14 protein-coding genes are annotated in these 15,897 nt (G+C 64.1%); 1 reads left to right on the top strand and 13 read right to left on the bottom strand.

Features of this window, described 5'->3' with window-relative positions:
* Positions 1-12 precede the first annotated feature (12 nt).
* From AC3A4T_RS11205 to AC3A4T_RS11155, 11 genes are all read right to left on the bottom strand, one after another.
* Complete coding sequence (locus tag AC3A4T_RS11205; RefSeq protein WP_487675457.1) at positions 13-987, bottom strand: GDP-mannose 4,6-dehydratase; 975 nt, start codon at positions 985-987, stop codon at positions 13-15.
* Positions 984-1,907, bottom strand: coding sequence for a GDP-mannose 4,6-dehydratase (locus tag AC3A4T_RS11200; RefSeq protein WP_487675456.1), 924 nt, complete (start codon positions 1,905-1,907; stop codon positions 984-986). The genes AC3A4T_RS11205 and AC3A4T_RS11200 overlap by 4 nt, the downstream gene beginning before the upstream one ends.
* On the bottom strand, positions 1,904-3,469 hold the full coding sequence (locus AC3A4T_RS11195) for a methyltransferase domain-containing protein (RefSeq protein ID WP_487675455.1): 1,566 nt from the start codon (positions 3,467-3,469) through the stop codon (positions 1,904-1,906). Before AC3A4T_RS11195 ends, AC3A4T_RS11200 begins: the two co-directional genes overlap by 4 nt.
* A 120-nt stretch (positions 3,470-3,589) precedes the next feature.
* A complete protein-coding gene (locus AC3A4T_RS11190; RefSeq protein WP_056105985.1) occupies positions 3,590-4,834 on the bottom strand; it encodes an ABC transporter ATP-binding protein in 1,245 nt (414 codons plus the stop codon).
* Positions 4,831-5,625: an ABC transporter permease gene (locus AC3A4T_RS11185; protein WP_487675597.1), complete on the bottom strand. Its 795-nt coding sequence runs from the start codon at positions 5,623-5,625 to the stop codon at positions 4,831-4,833. Before AC3A4T_RS11185 ends, AC3A4T_RS11190 begins: the two co-directional genes overlap by 4 nt.
* A 115-nt stretch (positions 5,626-5,740) precedes the next feature.
* Entirely contained in the window at positions 5,741-7,093 is a 1,353-nt protein-coding gene (locus AC3A4T_RS11180) for a glycosyltransferase family 4 protein (RefSeq protein WP_487675454.1), read from the bottom strand.
* 66 nt (positions 7,094-7,159) lie between these two features.
* Positions 7,160-8,341 carry a cystathionine gamma-synthase gene (locus AC3A4T_RS11175; RefSeq protein ID WP_487675453.1) on the bottom strand — a complete coding sequence of 394 codons (1,182 nt, stop codon included), beginning with the start codon at positions 8,339-8,341 and terminating at the stop codon, positions 7,160-7,162.
* A 481-nt stretch (positions 8,342-8,822) separates the two neighbouring features.
* Entirely contained in the window at positions 8,823-10,193 is a 1,371-nt protein-coding gene (locus AC3A4T_RS11170; RefSeq protein WP_487675452.1) for a pyridoxal-phosphate dependent enzyme, read from the bottom strand.
* A 387-nt stretch (positions 10,194-10,580) separates the two neighbouring features.
* On the bottom strand, positions 10,581-10,796 hold the full coding sequence (locus AC3A4T_RS11165; protein ID WP_031371506.1) for an HP1242/YdcH family protein: 216 nt from the start codon (positions 10,794-10,796) through the stop codon (positions 10,581-10,583).
* Between the two features lie 623 nt (positions 10,797-11,419).
* On the bottom strand, positions 11,420-12,061 hold the full coding sequence (locus tag AC3A4T_RS11160) for a hypothetical protein (protein ID WP_487675451.1): 642 nt from the start codon (positions 12,059-12,061) through the stop codon (positions 11,420-11,422).
* Complete coding sequence (locus AC3A4T_RS11155; protein WP_487675450.1) at positions 12,058-12,438, bottom strand: DUF4398 domain-containing protein; 381 nt, start codon at positions 12,436-12,438, stop codon at positions 12,058-12,060. The genes AC3A4T_RS11160 and AC3A4T_RS11155 overlap by 4 nt, the downstream gene beginning before the upstream one ends.
* Before the next feature lie 98 nt (positions 12,439-12,536).
* Here AC3A4T_RS11155 and AC3A4T_RS11150 point away from each other — a divergent pair, with 98 nt between their 5' ends.
* Entirely contained in the window at positions 12,537-13,652 is a 1,116-nt protein-coding gene (locus AC3A4T_RS11150) for a PilT/PilU family type 4a pilus ATPase (RefSeq protein ID WP_036104874.1), read from the top strand.
* 199 nt (positions 13,653-13,851) lie between these two features.
* Here the strand turns inward: AC3A4T_RS11150 and maiA are convergent, their stop codons facing one another.
* Positions 13,852-14,514 carry a maleylacetoacetate isomerase gene (gene maiA / locus AC3A4T_RS11145; protein ID WP_487675449.1) on the bottom strand — a complete coding sequence of 221 codons (663 nt, stop codon included), beginning with the start codon at positions 14,512-14,514 and terminating at the stop codon, positions 13,852-13,854.
* A 94-nt stretch (positions 14,515-14,608) separates the two neighbouring features.
* On the bottom strand, positions 14,609-15,595 hold the full coding sequence (locus AC3A4T_RS11140) for a fumarylacetoacetate hydrolase family protein (protein WP_487675448.1): 987 nt from the start codon (positions 15,593-15,595) through the stop codon (positions 14,609-14,611).
* Positions 15,596-15,897: the final 302 nt, after the last annotated feature.

The following is a 15,897-nucleotide window of genomic DNA, read 5'->3' as shown; positions in this document are numbered from 1 at the left end:
TCCGCATTGCTTTCAGCCTTTACGACGACGCAGGTCCGCGTCCACCATCATTGTGATCAACTGCTCCACCGAGGTTTTCGGCGACCAGCCGAGCTTGGCTTGCGCCTTGGCCGGATTACCCAACAGCACGTCGACTTCAGCGGGGCGGAAGAATCGCTCATCGATGACCAGATGATCGCGATAATTCAGGCCCACGTGCTTGAATGCGATTTCGCACATGTCGCGCACGGTCGTGGTGATGCCGGTCGCCACGACATAATCGTCGCCCTCGGCCTGCTGCGTCATCAGCCACATGGCTTCGACGTAGTCGCCGGCGAATCCCCAATCGCGCTTGGAATCGATGTTGCCGAGACGCAGCTCTTTTTGCTGCCCCAGCTTGATCGCCGCGACCGCGTCGGTGACCTTGCGCGTGACGAACTCGATTCCCCGCAACGGCGACTCATGGTTGAACAAAATGCCGCTGGAAGCGTGCATCTTGAAGCTCTCCCGATAATTCACGGTCGCCCAATGCGCCATCAACTTGGCCACGCCATACGGACTGCGCGGATAGAACGGCGTAGTTTCGTCTTGCTTTTCAGCCTGAATCAGCCCGAACATTTCGCTGGTCGAAGCCTGATAAAAATGAGCGGACGAATTGACGATGCGTACCGCCTCGAGCACGTTCAGCGCGCCGACACCATCCACCTGAGCGGTCAGGATCGGCTGCTGCCATGAGCTGCCAACGAAACTCTGCGCGCCCAGGTTGTAAACCTCGCCGGCCTTCGAAGTCTCCATCGCGCGAATCAACGACGATAGGTCGCATAAATCGCCGTCAATAAAGCGCACATCCTTGTCGATACCCAATTCACGCAGGCGCCAGAGGGTATCGGTGCTGCGTCGCGCGAGCAGGCCGTAGACTTCGTAGCCTTTTCCGAGCAGCAGCTGAGAAAGATACGCGCCGTCCTGCCCGGTTACGCCCGTGATAAGTGCGCTCTTGTTGTTGCTCATGAATGATTCCTTGCGTCGTTCAAAATGTCGTGCAGCGTCGTTTCGAGCGTGATGCTCGGCGTCCATCCGGTATGCGCGCTCAGTAATGCGGAATCGCCGACCATACGGCGCTGCTCGGCGGGCCGGAGTCTACTTGGGTCCTGGTGAAGGTCCGGATTCACACCGGCCAGTCCCGCCATTACTCCCAGCAGGTCGCGAATCCGGCGCTCCCGGCCGCTGGCCACGCAGTAAGTCGCGCCGGTTTGTCCATCGCTCAGCATTGCCGCATAGGCGGCGACGATATCCCGCACATCGGTAAAGTCGCGGGTGGTGTCGATATCGCCGACTTCGATCGTGTCGCGTTCGCCACGTTCGACCTCGACGATCTGGCGGGCCAGCGCGGGCAGCACGAAACGGGCGTCCTGACCGGGACCGATATGATTGAAAGGCCGAGCGATCACGGCATCGAGACCTTCGGTCCGAACCCACTGCATGCAGAGCTGTTCAGCGGCGATCTTGCTAACGGCGTAGGGGCTGCGCGGCTCGGGCCGGCGTTGCTCGTTCACCGGCAATTCGATTTCGGGCACCTTGCCGTAGACATCGCCGCTGCTCACGTAGACCAGTCGGCCGGCAAAGCTCGAATCCCGCAGCGCGAGCAGCAAATTCAGAGTGCCGCCGAGATTGATGTCGAACGTTTCCTGAGGCTGCTCGAAGGAGCGCGGCACGAAACTCTGCGCGGCCAGATGCAGTACGGCATCGGGACGCACCTGAGCCACGACCTCGGCCACGGCCTGCGCGTTGCGGATATCCAGACCGGACGGCACGCCACAAAACGTCCAATCCGCTAGTTTCCCGCCATTGCCACACGCGGCCTCGACGTGCCCGCCCACGAATCCGCCGGCCCCGGTAACCAAAAGACGACGCGCGAGAGCGGCGCTCATGGCGCGATCCCCACGACGGCGTAGTCCGGGGCGTTATGGAACAACTGCAGCACCGCGTTTATCGATTCGGCGCCCGGCTGATCCTCAGCCAGAAGCGCGGGCGCCTGCAGGTCTCGCGACTCTATCAAACGCTCAATCCGCACATCGGTGAATTGCCGCGCCGCCACGATCCACCGCAGCGCCTCGGGCGGCAGGGGATTGCGATGAGTGGGATCGAGATAGAAATAATGTGAAGCCACCGCCAGGTTTTCCGGGTTTGGCGTCTCCAGCGCCAGCAGTCCGCCGGGGCGCAGCACTCGCCGACATTCATCGACCATGGCGACCAATACCTCGAAGGGGAGGTGCTCGGCGATGTGCATCCCGGTGATAGCTCCAGCCGAACCGGTCTGCATCGCGCGTAAACCTTCCATGGCATCGGCCTCTATCACATCGTGGCCGCGCTCGCGATTGAGCCTGAGGAAGGCCTGATTAGTATCGATGCCTCGAGCGCGCAAGCCGTTCTCGCGCAACATATCGAGCCAATCGCCGCGGCCGCAGCCCAGATCGATGACCGGCGCATCCTCGCTGCCTGCTCCCACCGAGCGAATCAGATCCAAGTAGTGGCTTGCGCGTTCACGAATCAGTTCCGGGGAACCACGGAAAGTTTCCTCGAACTGCACGTACATCTCGTCCAGCGCGTTCGCAGGCAGTGGATGCTCATACGCTTCACGCGCATTGAAACGGCTTTCCAGCTCCTGCAAGCGACGATTCGTTCGATCCAGTTCCTCGGTGAGTTCGCGTACATCGAACTCCAATAGAGCCACGTTCTCGCGCAACTCGCCTTCGCTGACATACCGGTCCTGCACCACTTCGCTGAGCGAATCGATGTTGGACTGCACGCGAACGACCTGATCGCCCATCCCGGCGATCGGCGTCAGTTGCCCTTCGACGTCGCGACTGAGCGCATTGACGTGCGCGCCCAATCCTTGAATCTCGCGGGCGCGCATTGCATCCATCTGACCGAGATTGCGAAGCATCCACGGCAAACGAACGAACGCGTGAGCCCAGCCGATCAATGCACCGACCACCGGGATTCTGCGCCACTTCTGCAACAAGTATGGAGCCAGCAATCCATCGACATGCACGCCGCGCGCCAAACCTTCCGGCGAAAAGCGGATCGAGTGCAAAATCTCGACCTTGCTGACGCCCGAACGTAGCGAGTTCAACGCATGGTCCACCCCGGCGGGATCACCCTCGCGGCGCAACAAAACCTTGTACGCCACCTCGATAAATTCGCGATCGTCCAGCGCCAGCAGCTCGCCGATGACGTACTCGCGCTTCAGCGAGACGGCGCCGGCGGCGCCCGACCAGCGCGGCAGCGCGATCGCGGGCTCGGAAGACTCAACTTGGGCAATAGCCTCCGCTTCCTGCGCCGCGCGACGGCGCGCCACCTCCTCGCGCACTCGCCGCATCAACGCACTGCCAGCACGCGGGGGCGATGACGCGGACTCCACGCCATCGAGCTCCAACCTCAACTGCGATATCAACGCATCCACATCAATGATGCTGTTGCGTTTTTTCATTCGACAACCCCTTTGAATTTCGCTCGATGCCGCCGATTTGGTCGATTCACTGGCGCGATTCCCGATCGCGCGACGCGGAGTACGCCGCAAATCGCGCTGATCGCTTGTTTCCAATTCCCGCTAGACATCAAGCGCCGCGCCGCTTTCGATACGATTGATACGAATGACCGAAGGTATGTAAGCCGTGCCGATGAAATTCGCCTTATCGGCATTGGCGACGGTAAAGACCAACGCCAGGTCTTTCCATTGATAGTTCTTGACCAAATGACTCTCGGAGCTGGATAGCGCGACCGAAACCGAGTAGGTCCCGGGACCGAGATTGACCTCGAACCCCACATCGAATTCGACACGGTCGCCGCGTTTGAGCGCGGCGATGGGCTGGTCGGTGTAGTGGGTATTGGTCCCGTAAATCGCCTGCCCAAGCCGGTCGCGCAGCATATAGCCGAACACCAGGCGCGGCACTTCGTCGTCGATCCGCACGCGCGCGCGAAGCGCGGCCTTTTGACCGACCAACAGATACTCCGCCGGACGCCCTTGGTCGTCGAGCATCTGCAAGGACTCGAACTGGGCTTCGCCGGTCCCCGACTCGGTCGCGATTTTATCGTCGCGGCGCTCGGTACGCAGCGTCTTGTTCTCGCGCTCGGCGATCAGCGCATTGTAGTAATCCAGCACTTGCTGCGGCTCGCCATCGAGAACCACTCCGCCATTGTCGAGCAGAATAGCGCGATCGCACATCGACTGAATCGCCGCGGCATCATGCGAAACGATCAACAAGGTGGTGCCCGATTCACGATAATCGCGGATGCGCTGAAAACTCTTATGCACGAAGTACGCGTCGCCCACCGACAGTGCTTCGTCGACAATGAGCATGTCGGGCCGCTCGGCCGTCGCCACACTGAAGGCCACGCGCATCTGCATGCCGCTGGAATAGGTACGGATCGGCTGATCGAAGTATTCGCCGATTTCGGCGAAACTTTCGATATGCGGCATCATCTTCTCGATCTCAGCCTGCGAATACCCCATCAGGCCCGCCGCGTGATAAGCGTTTTCGCGCCCCGTCAGATCCGGATTGAAGCCCATCCCCAGTTCGAGAATCGCAGCGATGCGTCCGGAGCGACGGACCGAGCCCTCACTAGGCTGGGTCGTACCGGTAATCATCTTCAGCAATGTGCTCTTGCCCGCTCCGTTCTGGCCGATGATGCCGACACTCTCGCCGGCGGAAATCGAGAAGAACACGTTCCTCAAGACCCAATGCTCATCGCGTGGACGCGTCGGAAGCCCGAACAACGAGGCCATCCGCAACCATTCGCTTCCCCAGACACGATATGCCTTGCCCAGGCCATGCACCTGCAATTCGCCGCTCATAGCACGTCCACCATTTCGGGACTGGCGCGGCGAAACAATGCGAGCGCGCATACCGACAACGCCAAGGCGGCGAGCAGCAGCCAGCCCAGATCCGTCCACAACGGCGGTTTATTGAACACCAGCACATTCTGATAACTGGTGATCAACGGGTACAAAGGATTGAGCTTGAACCAGCCCTGATACTTCTGGGGCAACACGCTGACGCTGTACACGATCGGAGTGAGCCAGAACAACGCCTGCGTCACTACCGGCACCAGCTGACTGATGTCGCGCATGAATACGTTAAGCACACCCAACACCATGCCCACGGCCATCGCCAACAGGAGATTGAGCAGAATCAAAACCGGCAACCACACGACTTCGCCGCCGGGATAGTGGCCCAACGCGGCGAATACGGCGAAGATGGCGATCAACAGCAACAGGTTGTTGACCAGCATCGTCCCGGCGGCGACCAGTGGCAGGCAGATTCGCGGGAATGCGACCTTCTTCATCAAGTTGCCGCTGTCCACGAACAGATTGACGCAGCGCATGATGGTTTCCAGGAACAGGCTCCAGCCCAACATCCCACCCATCAGATAGAGCGCATAGGCGAACTTGTTGTCTATGCCCGGCAGCTTCGCCGCCAGCACCTCGGACAAGATCAGCGCGAAGATCAATACCTGCGCCAGCGGATGGATGATCATCCATAGACCGCCCAGCTTGCTGCGCACGAACCGGGAATGCAGTTCGTTTCGAATCGAAGAGGCGATGAAATAGCGGTAACGCCAGATCGCGATAAATAGTTCACGCATGGACACACCTTGAGATTTCGCTGCGCCAGCGACTAACGCGTGCCGGATCAGCGCGTAAGGCGAGACGCATATTGCGGATCGAATCGAATCGACCGGTCGTGATTCCGAACGGCATTTACTGAGTCTCCGCGACCGAAATCACTCGCCCGCTCCGTGACTCGAAATGAGCGATCAAAGCGTCCGCCGCGGCGCGCGGAGACAGGCATTGGGCGATATCGCCAGCCGCGCGGCGACCCAGTTGCTTCGCCAGATCACGATCGTCCGCCAGCCGCCGCATTTGCCGCGCGGCATGATCGACATCCGCATCGGCCCACATCGCCCCAGGCGGATGCGGATACTCGCCCTCGCCTACCGGCACCAGCGAATAGTCGACCAGGCAGCTGTTGTCTTCGTTCATGAAATCGACATTGCCCGACCAATTGGTCGCGATCACCGCCTTGCCCATCGCCATGCATTCTGCCAAGCCCAGGCCGAAGCCTTCGGCGCGGTGCAGGGAGACATAGACATCGGCGCAACGCTGCAACGCATGCACGTGCGCGCGATCGATGACTTCATCGCGCACCACGATGCGAGGGTCCTGCGCGCTGACCTTGAGCAGTTCTAGGAACTTGTCCGGATGGCGATGGCCGTTGCTCGATTTGACCAGCAGTTGCACATCGCCGCGACCCTCGGGAAAAGCCCGGCGGAACGCTTCGATGGCCGCGAACGGATTCTTGCGGTGCACCCACGAGTTGAAATCGAAGGTGCACAGGAAGACGAACGTGTCCTCGGGCAAGCCGAAATCGCCGCGCTGCAAGCCGCTGTCGGGGATCGGGCTGAGCGGCAACGGAACACGAAACACCGGTTTGTCGGTGACCCGTTCGAACGCGTCCTTGACGAAATCCGACGCCACCATGATCTCGTCGATCAACTCGATCGCCGGCAACCAGTCGGCGGGGATGTCCTGAAGCTCCCAGAACCAGCAGGCGATCAGCCGCTGACCGCGCAGGCGCGCCTGGCCGATATGCTCCAGCGCCGGTTTCAGGTAGTCGGGATTGACGAAAAGGATGCTGACGGCGTGCGGCGTCTGTTCGCTGATATACGCGTCCAGGCTGTGATCGTCGAAACCGTGCGGCAAGTCGATGGCCACGTCGAACAGCGCCACCGGATAGCCCGCGCCGATCAAAGCGCGCGCATACAGGCGCACGCTTTCGGCCAATCCGAACTGGCCGCGCATGTAGCCGAAGATATTTACGCCGCTGCCTGCCACGGGCGCGACCGCGGTCGTTTGCGCCGCCGTTGCCGGCAGCGGACGCGACCAGGCCACGGTGCGCGGGAATCGGGCGCGTACGCTCGCCCGGTGCGCCAGCGTGAACAACACCCGGTTGCGAACACGCTGAGGCAGCCGGCGATAGATCCGCTGCAGCCACGACTGATTGCGAATCCAGGCGGACAAGGCCAGCAGACTGTTGGCGAAATTGAAACCCATGGCGCGCGCGCTCGTCATCGGCACGAACGCTTGAGTCGACGCGTGGACCGTACCGAGATCATGAACTCAAGCACCCAACGCACGTTCAAGCTCGGCCCGCAAATCCGCCACATCCTCCACGCCCACGCTCAACCGCACCAGGTTGTCGGTGATGCCCAGGGCCGCGCGACGATCCGGCGGAATCGACGCGTGCGTCATCACCGCCGGATGGTTGACCAGGCTCTCCACGCCGCCGAGCGATTCGGCGATGGTGAACAGTTCGCAGCGCTCCATCATCCGGCGCGCGCCGTCCATGCCGCCCTTGACGTAGATGCTGACCATGCCGCCGAAGCCGTGCATCTGGCGCTTGGCCAGTTCGTGCTGCGGATGCGACTTCAGGCCGGGGTAGATGACCTTTTCGACCGACGGGTGGGTCTGCAGCCACTCGGCCAGCGCCTGCGCGTTTTCGCAGTGTGCCTTCATGCGCAGGTGCAGGGTCTTCAGGCCACGCAGGGCGAGGAAGCTGTCGAACGGGCCCTGGATTCCGCCGACCGCGTTCTGCAGGAAGGTCATGCGTTCGGCGAGGTCCGCGTCGTCGCCGACCACGGCGATGCCGCCGACGATGTCGGAGTGGCCGTTGAGGTACTTGGTCGCCGAGTGCATGACGATGTGCGCGCCCAGTTCGAGCGGACGCTGCAGGATCGGCGAGGAGAAGGTGTTGTCGACCACCACGACCAGGCCGCGCTTGCGCGCGATCGCGGCGATCGCGGCGATGTCGACCAGCTTGAGCAGCGGGTTGGTCGGGGTTTCGATCCAGACCAGCTTGGTCTCGGGCCGGATCGCGGCTTCGAACGCGGCGGTGTCGCTCAGGTCGACCCAGCTGAAGTCCAGGCCGGCGCTGCGGCGGCGCACGCGCTCGAACAGGCGGTAGGTGCCGCCGTAGACGTCGTCCATCGCGATCACGTGGCTGCCGGCGTCGAACATCTCCAGGATGGTCGAGGTCGCGGCCAGGCCGGAGGCGAAGGCATAGCCCTGGGTGCCGCCTTCCAGGCCGGCGATGCAGCGCTCGTAGGCGAAGCGGGTCGGGTTGTGGCTGCGCGAGTACTCGAAGCCCTGATGCTGGCCGGGGCTGCTCTGGGCGTAGGTGGAGGTGGCGTAGATCGGCGGCATCACCGCCCCGGTGCTGGGGTCGGGCGACTGGCCGGCGTGAATAGCGAGTGTGCCCATGCCGTACTTGCGGGCATCGCCTTGTGGCGGTTGTTGGCTCATCGAAGACTTCCCATGGGCGGCATTCCGCCGGTTGGCGCAACCGCGAAGTTTAACATTGCGGCCGTGAGCGCCTGCCCGCCCGGGCCCGGACTTCAGGCAGCGTGCAGGCGGGGTGTGCGGGTGGCGGGGTTTGCGACGGCGGCCACGGTGAGCGGCGCCAGACGCGGCTGAATGCGCAGTCTAGGCGGGGTGGATTGGGCTAAAGCGGCGGTTTGGCTGTCGTTTTGGCGAATTTCTGCTGCTGCTCGCGCGGCGACGGACGCCTGTGGCCGATGGGACTGGGGCCTGCATGGGCAGCCCTTGAGCGAGACGGCATCCGCCCCCGGGCTTCAAGCCCCTCTCCCGCTTGCGGGAGAGGGGTGAGGGCGCGCCTGCTGTCCTCATCCGCCCTTCGGGCACCTTCTCCCGCGAGCGGGAGAAGGACTCTTCTCGTGGCTTCCCGGAATTCGGGTCAGGGCGCCGCAGCGCCCGGGGCCCGGGCTTACTGCACGCGCCGCCTCAGGAAATTCAACAAATCGATGCGGGTGATAAGGCCCAGGAACTTATCGCCGTCCATGACGATGGCGACATGGCCGCGGTCGAACACCGGCAGCAGCGATTCGATCGGGTCGGCGACCGGGATCTTGTCGAGTTTGCTGACCATGGCGGTCGAGACCGGATCGCGGAAGCGCGATTCATCGCCGTACACGTGCAGCAGGACATCGCTTTCATCGACGATGCCGACGATGTGTTCGCCATCCATCACCGGCAGCTGCGACACGTCGTACAGCTTCATGCGCTGGTAGGCGGTCACCAACGCATCGGTCGGCGCCACCACGACGGTATCGCGCTGCGAATACGGACGCAGGATCAGATCACGCAGGTCGCCGTGCTGTTCGCGCTGGATGAAGCCGTTGTCGAGCATCCAGTAGTCGTTGTACATCTTAGACAGGTATTTGTTGCCGGTGTCGCAGACGAACACCAGCACTTTCTTCGGCGTGGTCTGCTCGCGGCAGTATTTCAGCGCCGCGGCCAGCAAGGTGCCGGTCGAGGAGCCGCCGAGGATGCCTTCCTTTTCCAGCAGCTCGCGCGCGGTCAGGAAGCTTTCCTTGTCGTTGATCGCGTAGGCCTTCTTGACCCGGGTGAAATCGGAGATCGGCGGCAGGAAATCCTCGCCGATGCCCTCGACCATCCAGCTCGCCGACTTGTCCGACAAGGTGCCGCGGTTGATGTATTCCTCGAGGATCGAGCCGACCGGGTCGGCCAGGATCAACTCGGTATGCGGCGACAGCTTCGCGAACGCGCGCGACAGGCCGGTCATGGTGCCGGAGCTGCCGCAGCCGAACACGATGGCGTCGAGCTCGCCGCCCATCTGCTCGAGAATTTCCGGGCCGGTGCCGAACTCGTGCGCGGCCGGGTTGTCGGGGTTGCCGAACTGATTGATGAAGTAGGCGCCCGGGGTTTCGCCGGCGATGCGCTCGGCGAGGTCCTGGTAGTAATCCGGATGGCCTTTGGCCACGTCCGAACGGGTCAGCACGACCTGCGCGCCCATCGCCTTGAGGTTGAAGATCTTCTCGCGGCTCATCTTGTCGGGCACGACCAGCAGCAGCTTGTAGCCCTTCTGCTGCGCGACCAGGGCCAGGCCGATGCCGGTATTGCCGGCGGTGCCTTCGACCAGGGTGTCGCCGGGCTTGATCCGGCCCGCTTTCTCGGCCGCATCGATCATCGACAGGCCGATGCGGTCCTTGATCGAACCGCCCGGGTTCTGCGATTCGAGCTTGAGATACAGCTCGCACACGCCGGTGTCCAGGCGCTGAGCCTTGACGATCGGAGTGTTGCCAATGAGTTCGAGTACCGAGGAGTGAATGGCCATGCGGCTCCTGCCAGCCGCTACCGTGCGGCGAATCGGACCATTCTAGCCGCCGCGCCGTGGTGCGCGCCTCCTCGCGCAGCCGCGAACGCTTGGATATGACCTGCATGGCGCGAATACGCGCGGCGGTTGCCGGTGCGGGCCGGGATCGCATCGGGCCCGCCTGCTTTCGGTGACTTCATAGATCAGTGGTAGCCGCGGGCGGCGGCGATCGACGAGGATGACCGCCGCCGCCCGCGCTAAGCCTGGAGCCGCGACCTCGGGCGGGTCGGGTCCGTTTGCACTGAGCCGGGACTGTCGCGCCCGGCCGGTGCGCAACCGGCATCGCGCCGGCTGCGCTGCATGCGTGGCCGCCTCACCCGCGGGTGGGCCGCACGCATGCGATGGGCTTCAATGTTGCTGATCGTAGAGTTGGATCAGCCGATCCTTCGCAGCCAACTTCTCGCGTTTCATCTGACCCAAGGTGGTGTCGTCGATCGGCAGCACGCCGAGTTCGGCGTCCATGACCTTCTTGTCCAGATCCTTGTGACGCTGGTAGAGCTGTTTGAATTCCGGGTTGCTCTTGATCAGCGCGTCGATTTCAGGCTGCGGTTGTTCTTCGAACATGAAAGCCTCCTTCAGCACGAATGCAAACGCCCCGGCCGCGAGACCAGGGCGTTGCGGGGGACCGTAAGGTGCGTCGGGCTCGGCGCGGCGCCGGCTTCGCACAGGCCGGCCGCGCGCGGATGTGCGGCGGCGGGATCCTGCGGAAAGGGCGTATCGCTCATCGGCCTGACTCTTCGCCAAGCGGCGGTAGAACCGCTCGGATAATCGACCCTACTCCTGCGATCCGGATCCGGCAAGGGTGGGCTGCAAACGGTTTCAGGCTACGGCCAGACTCGCCGGCCAGGGCCGCAACCGGCGTTTAACCATTTGATTACAAAGAAATAACGGCCACACATTCGGTGCGTGAAGCAGGCTGCGAATCGCAGCTGGAATGTGGCTTTGATCGCCAAGGCCGTTCGTCGGGAGCGAGTCGCCCGCTACGGCAAGGTGGTCCGATGGCAGGCGCCGATTGACGGGTTGAGAGGAAGACCGGGCGGGCGGGATGCGCCCGGTGCCGGTTGGCGCTGCGGCGCCCGACCGGCCGCGTGCGCCGGCCGCCCTCGAGGCCGGATCGATGGGCAGCAAGCCGCCCCGTGAGGCGGCTTGAAGCGAGCCTCGGAACGGACCGCCGGCCTGCCGCCGACTTACTTCTTCTTCGGCTTGGGCTTGGGCGCCGGCTTGGGCGGAGCTTCGCCCATCAGCTCGGCCTCCTTGCGCGCCAGTTCGGCGTCGCGCTCACGCGCGGCGCGCAGCTTGGCGGCTTGCTGGCCGGCGACGTTGTCGAGCAGACCCTCGGCCTCGGCGCGGGCCTGGGCCTCCTGATCGGCGGCCAGACGCAGGCGCTCGGCCTCTTCGGCCTGGATCTGGGCCTGCACGCGCAGACGCTCGGTCTCGGCGCGGGCGCGGTCGGCGTCGCGACGGCTGGCTTCGACCAGCAGTTCGCTGCGCTCGCGGTCGAGGCGATCGACCTCGCGCTGGGCCAGCTGGGTGCGGGTCACGATTTCGGCGGTTTCGACCCGGCGATCGGCGATCCGCAGCGCCCAGGCGCGATCGCGGCTGCGCGCGGCGCGCACCGCGTCGATGGCCTGGCGCGCGCGCAGGCGCTCGAAGGCGCCGTATTGGGCGGCGTCGGGATTGGATTCGATCACGATCACCCGCTGATTCAGGCGGGCGATGTCGGGATCGTCGGGCGGCGCGGCGAAGGCCGCGGCGCAGGCCAGCGACAGCGCGGTGGCGGCGAGCGTGCGCAGGATCAGGCCGCGGCTCAGGTCGGCGAAAACACTCATTGGCCGGCTCCGTTCTGCAGGCGGCGGCGCAATTCGGCGATCTCGGCGCGGCGCTGGTTGAGTTCGGCGTTGGTCTTGGCCTCGCGGCTGCGGGCCAGGGCCAGGTCGGCTTCGGACGTCGCGGTCAGGGCCAGACGCCGGGCGTCTTCGTCCTTGCCCTGCGACAACGCGCCCTGGGCGGCGCTCAGCGCGCTGCGCGCGGCGTTGAGGTCCTGCGGCGCGTACTGGTCGGCGTCGGCATCGTCGGCGCGCATCACCGCCTGCTGCGCGGTGGACAGCTCGCCGGTGGGCGGAGGCGTGGACGCGCAGCCGGCCAGGGCGGAAGCGAGAACTGCGGCCAGCAGCGGCAAACGAAATTGTGCGAAGCTTGCGGTCATTAGGGGAGCGCTGTGCGGAAGGGATGACGCACGGACATTGTCGTCAGGCCGGCAGCGTGCTTGCAACGGCGCGCGCCGTCAACAAGGGGTATGAATGCATGGACATCGGCTATTTCCTGAAGCTGATGACGGAAAAGAACGCGTCGGACATGTTCCTGACGACTGGCGCGCCTGTGTACATCAAGGTCGAAGGCCGTCTTTACCCGCTCGGCAACACCGGCCTGCCGCCCGGCATGGTCAAGAAAATCGCCTATTCCTTGATGGACGAAGGCCAGGTCCCGCTGTTCGAGCGTGATCTCGAACTGAACATGGCCCTCGCCCTGCCCGACGCCGGGCGCTTCCGCATCAACGTGTTCAAGCAGCGCGGCGAAGTCGGCATGGTGATCCGCGCCATCCGCAGCATCATCCCGAGCATCGAGGAACTGCAGCTGCCGCAGGTGCTCAAGGACATCATCATGGCGCCGCGCGGGCTGGTCCTGATCGTCGGTTCGACCGGTTCGGGCAAGTCGACCACGCTGGCGTCGATGATCGACCACCGCAACACCAACACCGCCGGCCACATCCTCACCATCGAAGATCCGATCGAGTACTTGCACAAGCACAAGAAGTCGATCGTCAACCAGCGCGAGGTCGGCCTGGACACCCACGCCTTCCACAACGCGCTCAAGAACGCGATGCGCGAAGCGCCCGACGTGATCCTGATCGGCGAAATCCTGGATGCGACGACCATGGAAGCGGCGATCGCGTTCGCCGAAACCGGTCACCTGTGCCTGGCGACGCTGCACTCCAACAACGCCGACCAGACCCTGGAACGCATCCTCAACTTCTTCAACGAGTCGGCGCACAAGAACGTGCTGATGAACCTGGCCTTGAACCTCAAGGCGGTGGTGTCGCAGCGTCTGGTGGTCGGTGTCGACGGACGCCGCCTGCCGGCGGCGGAAATCCTGATCAACACCCCGCACGTGCGCGACCTGATGCGTCGCGGCCAGGTGCACGAGATCAAGCAGGCGATGGAAGAATCGCTGGAAGACGGCATGGAGTCGTTCGACCAGTGCCTGTTCCGTTTGTACAAGGAAGGCCGGATCGAGATGGAGGAGGCGCTCAAGGCGGCCGACTCGCGCGACGGCCTGGCGCTGAAGTTCCGCCTGTCCGAGGGCGGTACCGGCGAGCACGATCCGTATGCGGATATGTATGACGCTACTGCTGCGCATTGAGCGAGCGTTGAGCGAGCAGTGAGTTCAGAGGAGTGAGGAGTGAGTGGAAGCGCTCCTCGGCGAACGGGTCTTTCGGGGCCCGTTTTGCGTTTTGCGGCGGGGCAGGAGTGAGTTCAGAGGAGTGAGGAGTGAGTAAGAGCGGACACATCGCGGCGCCGGCTTTTACTCACTCCTCACTCCTCTGAACTCGTTCCTCGCTTCAACCCGGCGGTCGGTCCGGCTGATTCTCCGGCCGCGCCCGCTCGAACTCCGGCAGCTCCAGACACGCCTGCTCGATCCGCAGCAAGGTCGGGAACGGGTCCAGCGGCACGCCGAAGCGGCGCGCGTTGTAGATCTGCGGGATCAGGCAGCAGTCGGCCAGGCCGGGGCTGTCGCCTTCGCAATAGGTGCCGGTGGCCGGGTGGTCGGCGAGCATCGCCTCGACCGCGGTGAAGCCTTCGTGGATCCAGTGCGCGATCCAGCCGTCGCGCTCGGGCTGCGGAACGTTCCAGGTGCCGTCCAGGTACTGCAGCACGCGCAGGTTGTTGAGCGGATGGATTTCGCAGGCGATGGTCTGGGCGATCGCGCGCACTCGATGGCGATCGCGCGCGGTGACCGGCAGCAGGTTCGGCCGCGGCCAGGTTTCGTCGAGGTACTCCAGGATCGCGATCGACTGGCTCAGGGTGCGCGCGCCGTGCTGCAGCACCGGCACCAGGCCCTGCGGATTGAGTTCGCGGTACGCCGGCAGGTGTTGCTCGCCGCCGCCGCGAACCAGATGCACCGGCACGATCTCGTACTCGAGCCCCTTGAGGTTCAAACCGATACGCACGCGATACGAGGCGCTGGAGCGCCAATACGAATACAACCGCAACTGCTCGCTCACCCGGGCTCCACCTGATTGTCGCTGCACCCCTGCACGGCGAACCTTACCGGTTGCGCCGCGCCGGAGTCGACCTCTCGTCCCGCGCCCGACGCCGTCAGGCGGAAGGGCGTTCCATGCGCTGTTCGATCGCGCCGAACAGGCTGCTGCCGTCGGCGTCGAGCATTTCGATGCGCACGGTGTCGCCGAACTTCATGAACGGCGTCGACGGCTTGCCGTGTTCCAGCGTCTCGACCGTGCGCTTCTCGGCGAAGCACGAAGCGCCCAGTGAGGTGTCTTCGTTGGCGACCGTGCCCGAGCCTACGATGGTGCCGGCCGACAGCGGCCGGGTCTTGGCCGCGTGCGCGACCAGTTGGGCGAAGTTGAATTGCATGTCGATGCCCGCTTCCGGCGCGCCGAACCATTCGCCGTTGATGTGGGTCAGCAGCGGGCGGTGGACCTTGCTGTCGATCCAGGCCGGGCCGAGTTCGTCGGGGGTGACGAACACCGGGCTCAGCGCCGAACGCGGCTTGGACTGCAGGAAGCCGAAACCCTTGGCCAGTTCGTTCGGAATCAGATTGCGCAGCGAGACGTCGTTGACCAGGCCGATCAGTTGGATGTGGCCGGCCGCGTCTTCGGCGCTGACCGCCATCGGCACGTCGTCGGTGACGATCACCACTTCGGCTTCCAGATCGATGCCGTAGTCCTCGCTGACCACGCGGACCGGATCGCGCGGGCCGTAGAAGCCGGCGCTGACCGCCTGGTACATCAGCGGATCGCTGTAGAAGCTTTCCGGCACCTCGGCGCCGCGCGCGCGGCGCACGCGCTCGACGTGCGGCAGATACGCGCTGCCGTCGACGAATTCGTAGGCGCGCGGCAACGGCGCGGCGAGCGCGGCGAAATCGACCTCGAAGGCGTCGGCGGCGGTGCCGGCGTTGAGATCCTCCGACAGCGCGTTGAGCCGCGGCGCGGTGTTCGACCAGTCCTCCAGCGCGCGCTGCAGGGTATCGGCGATGCCGGTCGCGCGCACGGCGCGGGTCAGGTCGCGCGAGACGACGATCAGCGTGCCGTCGCGGCCGCCTTCCTTCAGGGATCCAAGCTTCATCCAGACCTCGATGTAGATTCAGGGCGCCGCGGCGCAATGGTTTCAATTGTAACCACTCGCGGCGCCATTGGCAGCCGCGGGCTCGGGATGCCGCTTACAGGCATCGGCCGGTTCAAAAACTGGCCGCATCCAGCGCCGAGGCCCGCCAGGGCTGCGTTTGCGCCCAATACCGAACCCCGTCGCCGCTCGCTCCGACCGCCATTTTGCCGCCTTCCGGGCCGGGTCGAAAAATAATTTGAGATTTCTTGATGGGTCCGGCCGCCCTTCCCCGGTTTGTTGAATTAAGCGCGGCGTGGTCACGC

The organism is Lysobacter sp. Soil_N_51 (assembly GCF_057655755.1).
Note: the sequence above shows the minus strand (reverse complement) of the source record. Positions and strands in the feature narration are given on the sequence as shown.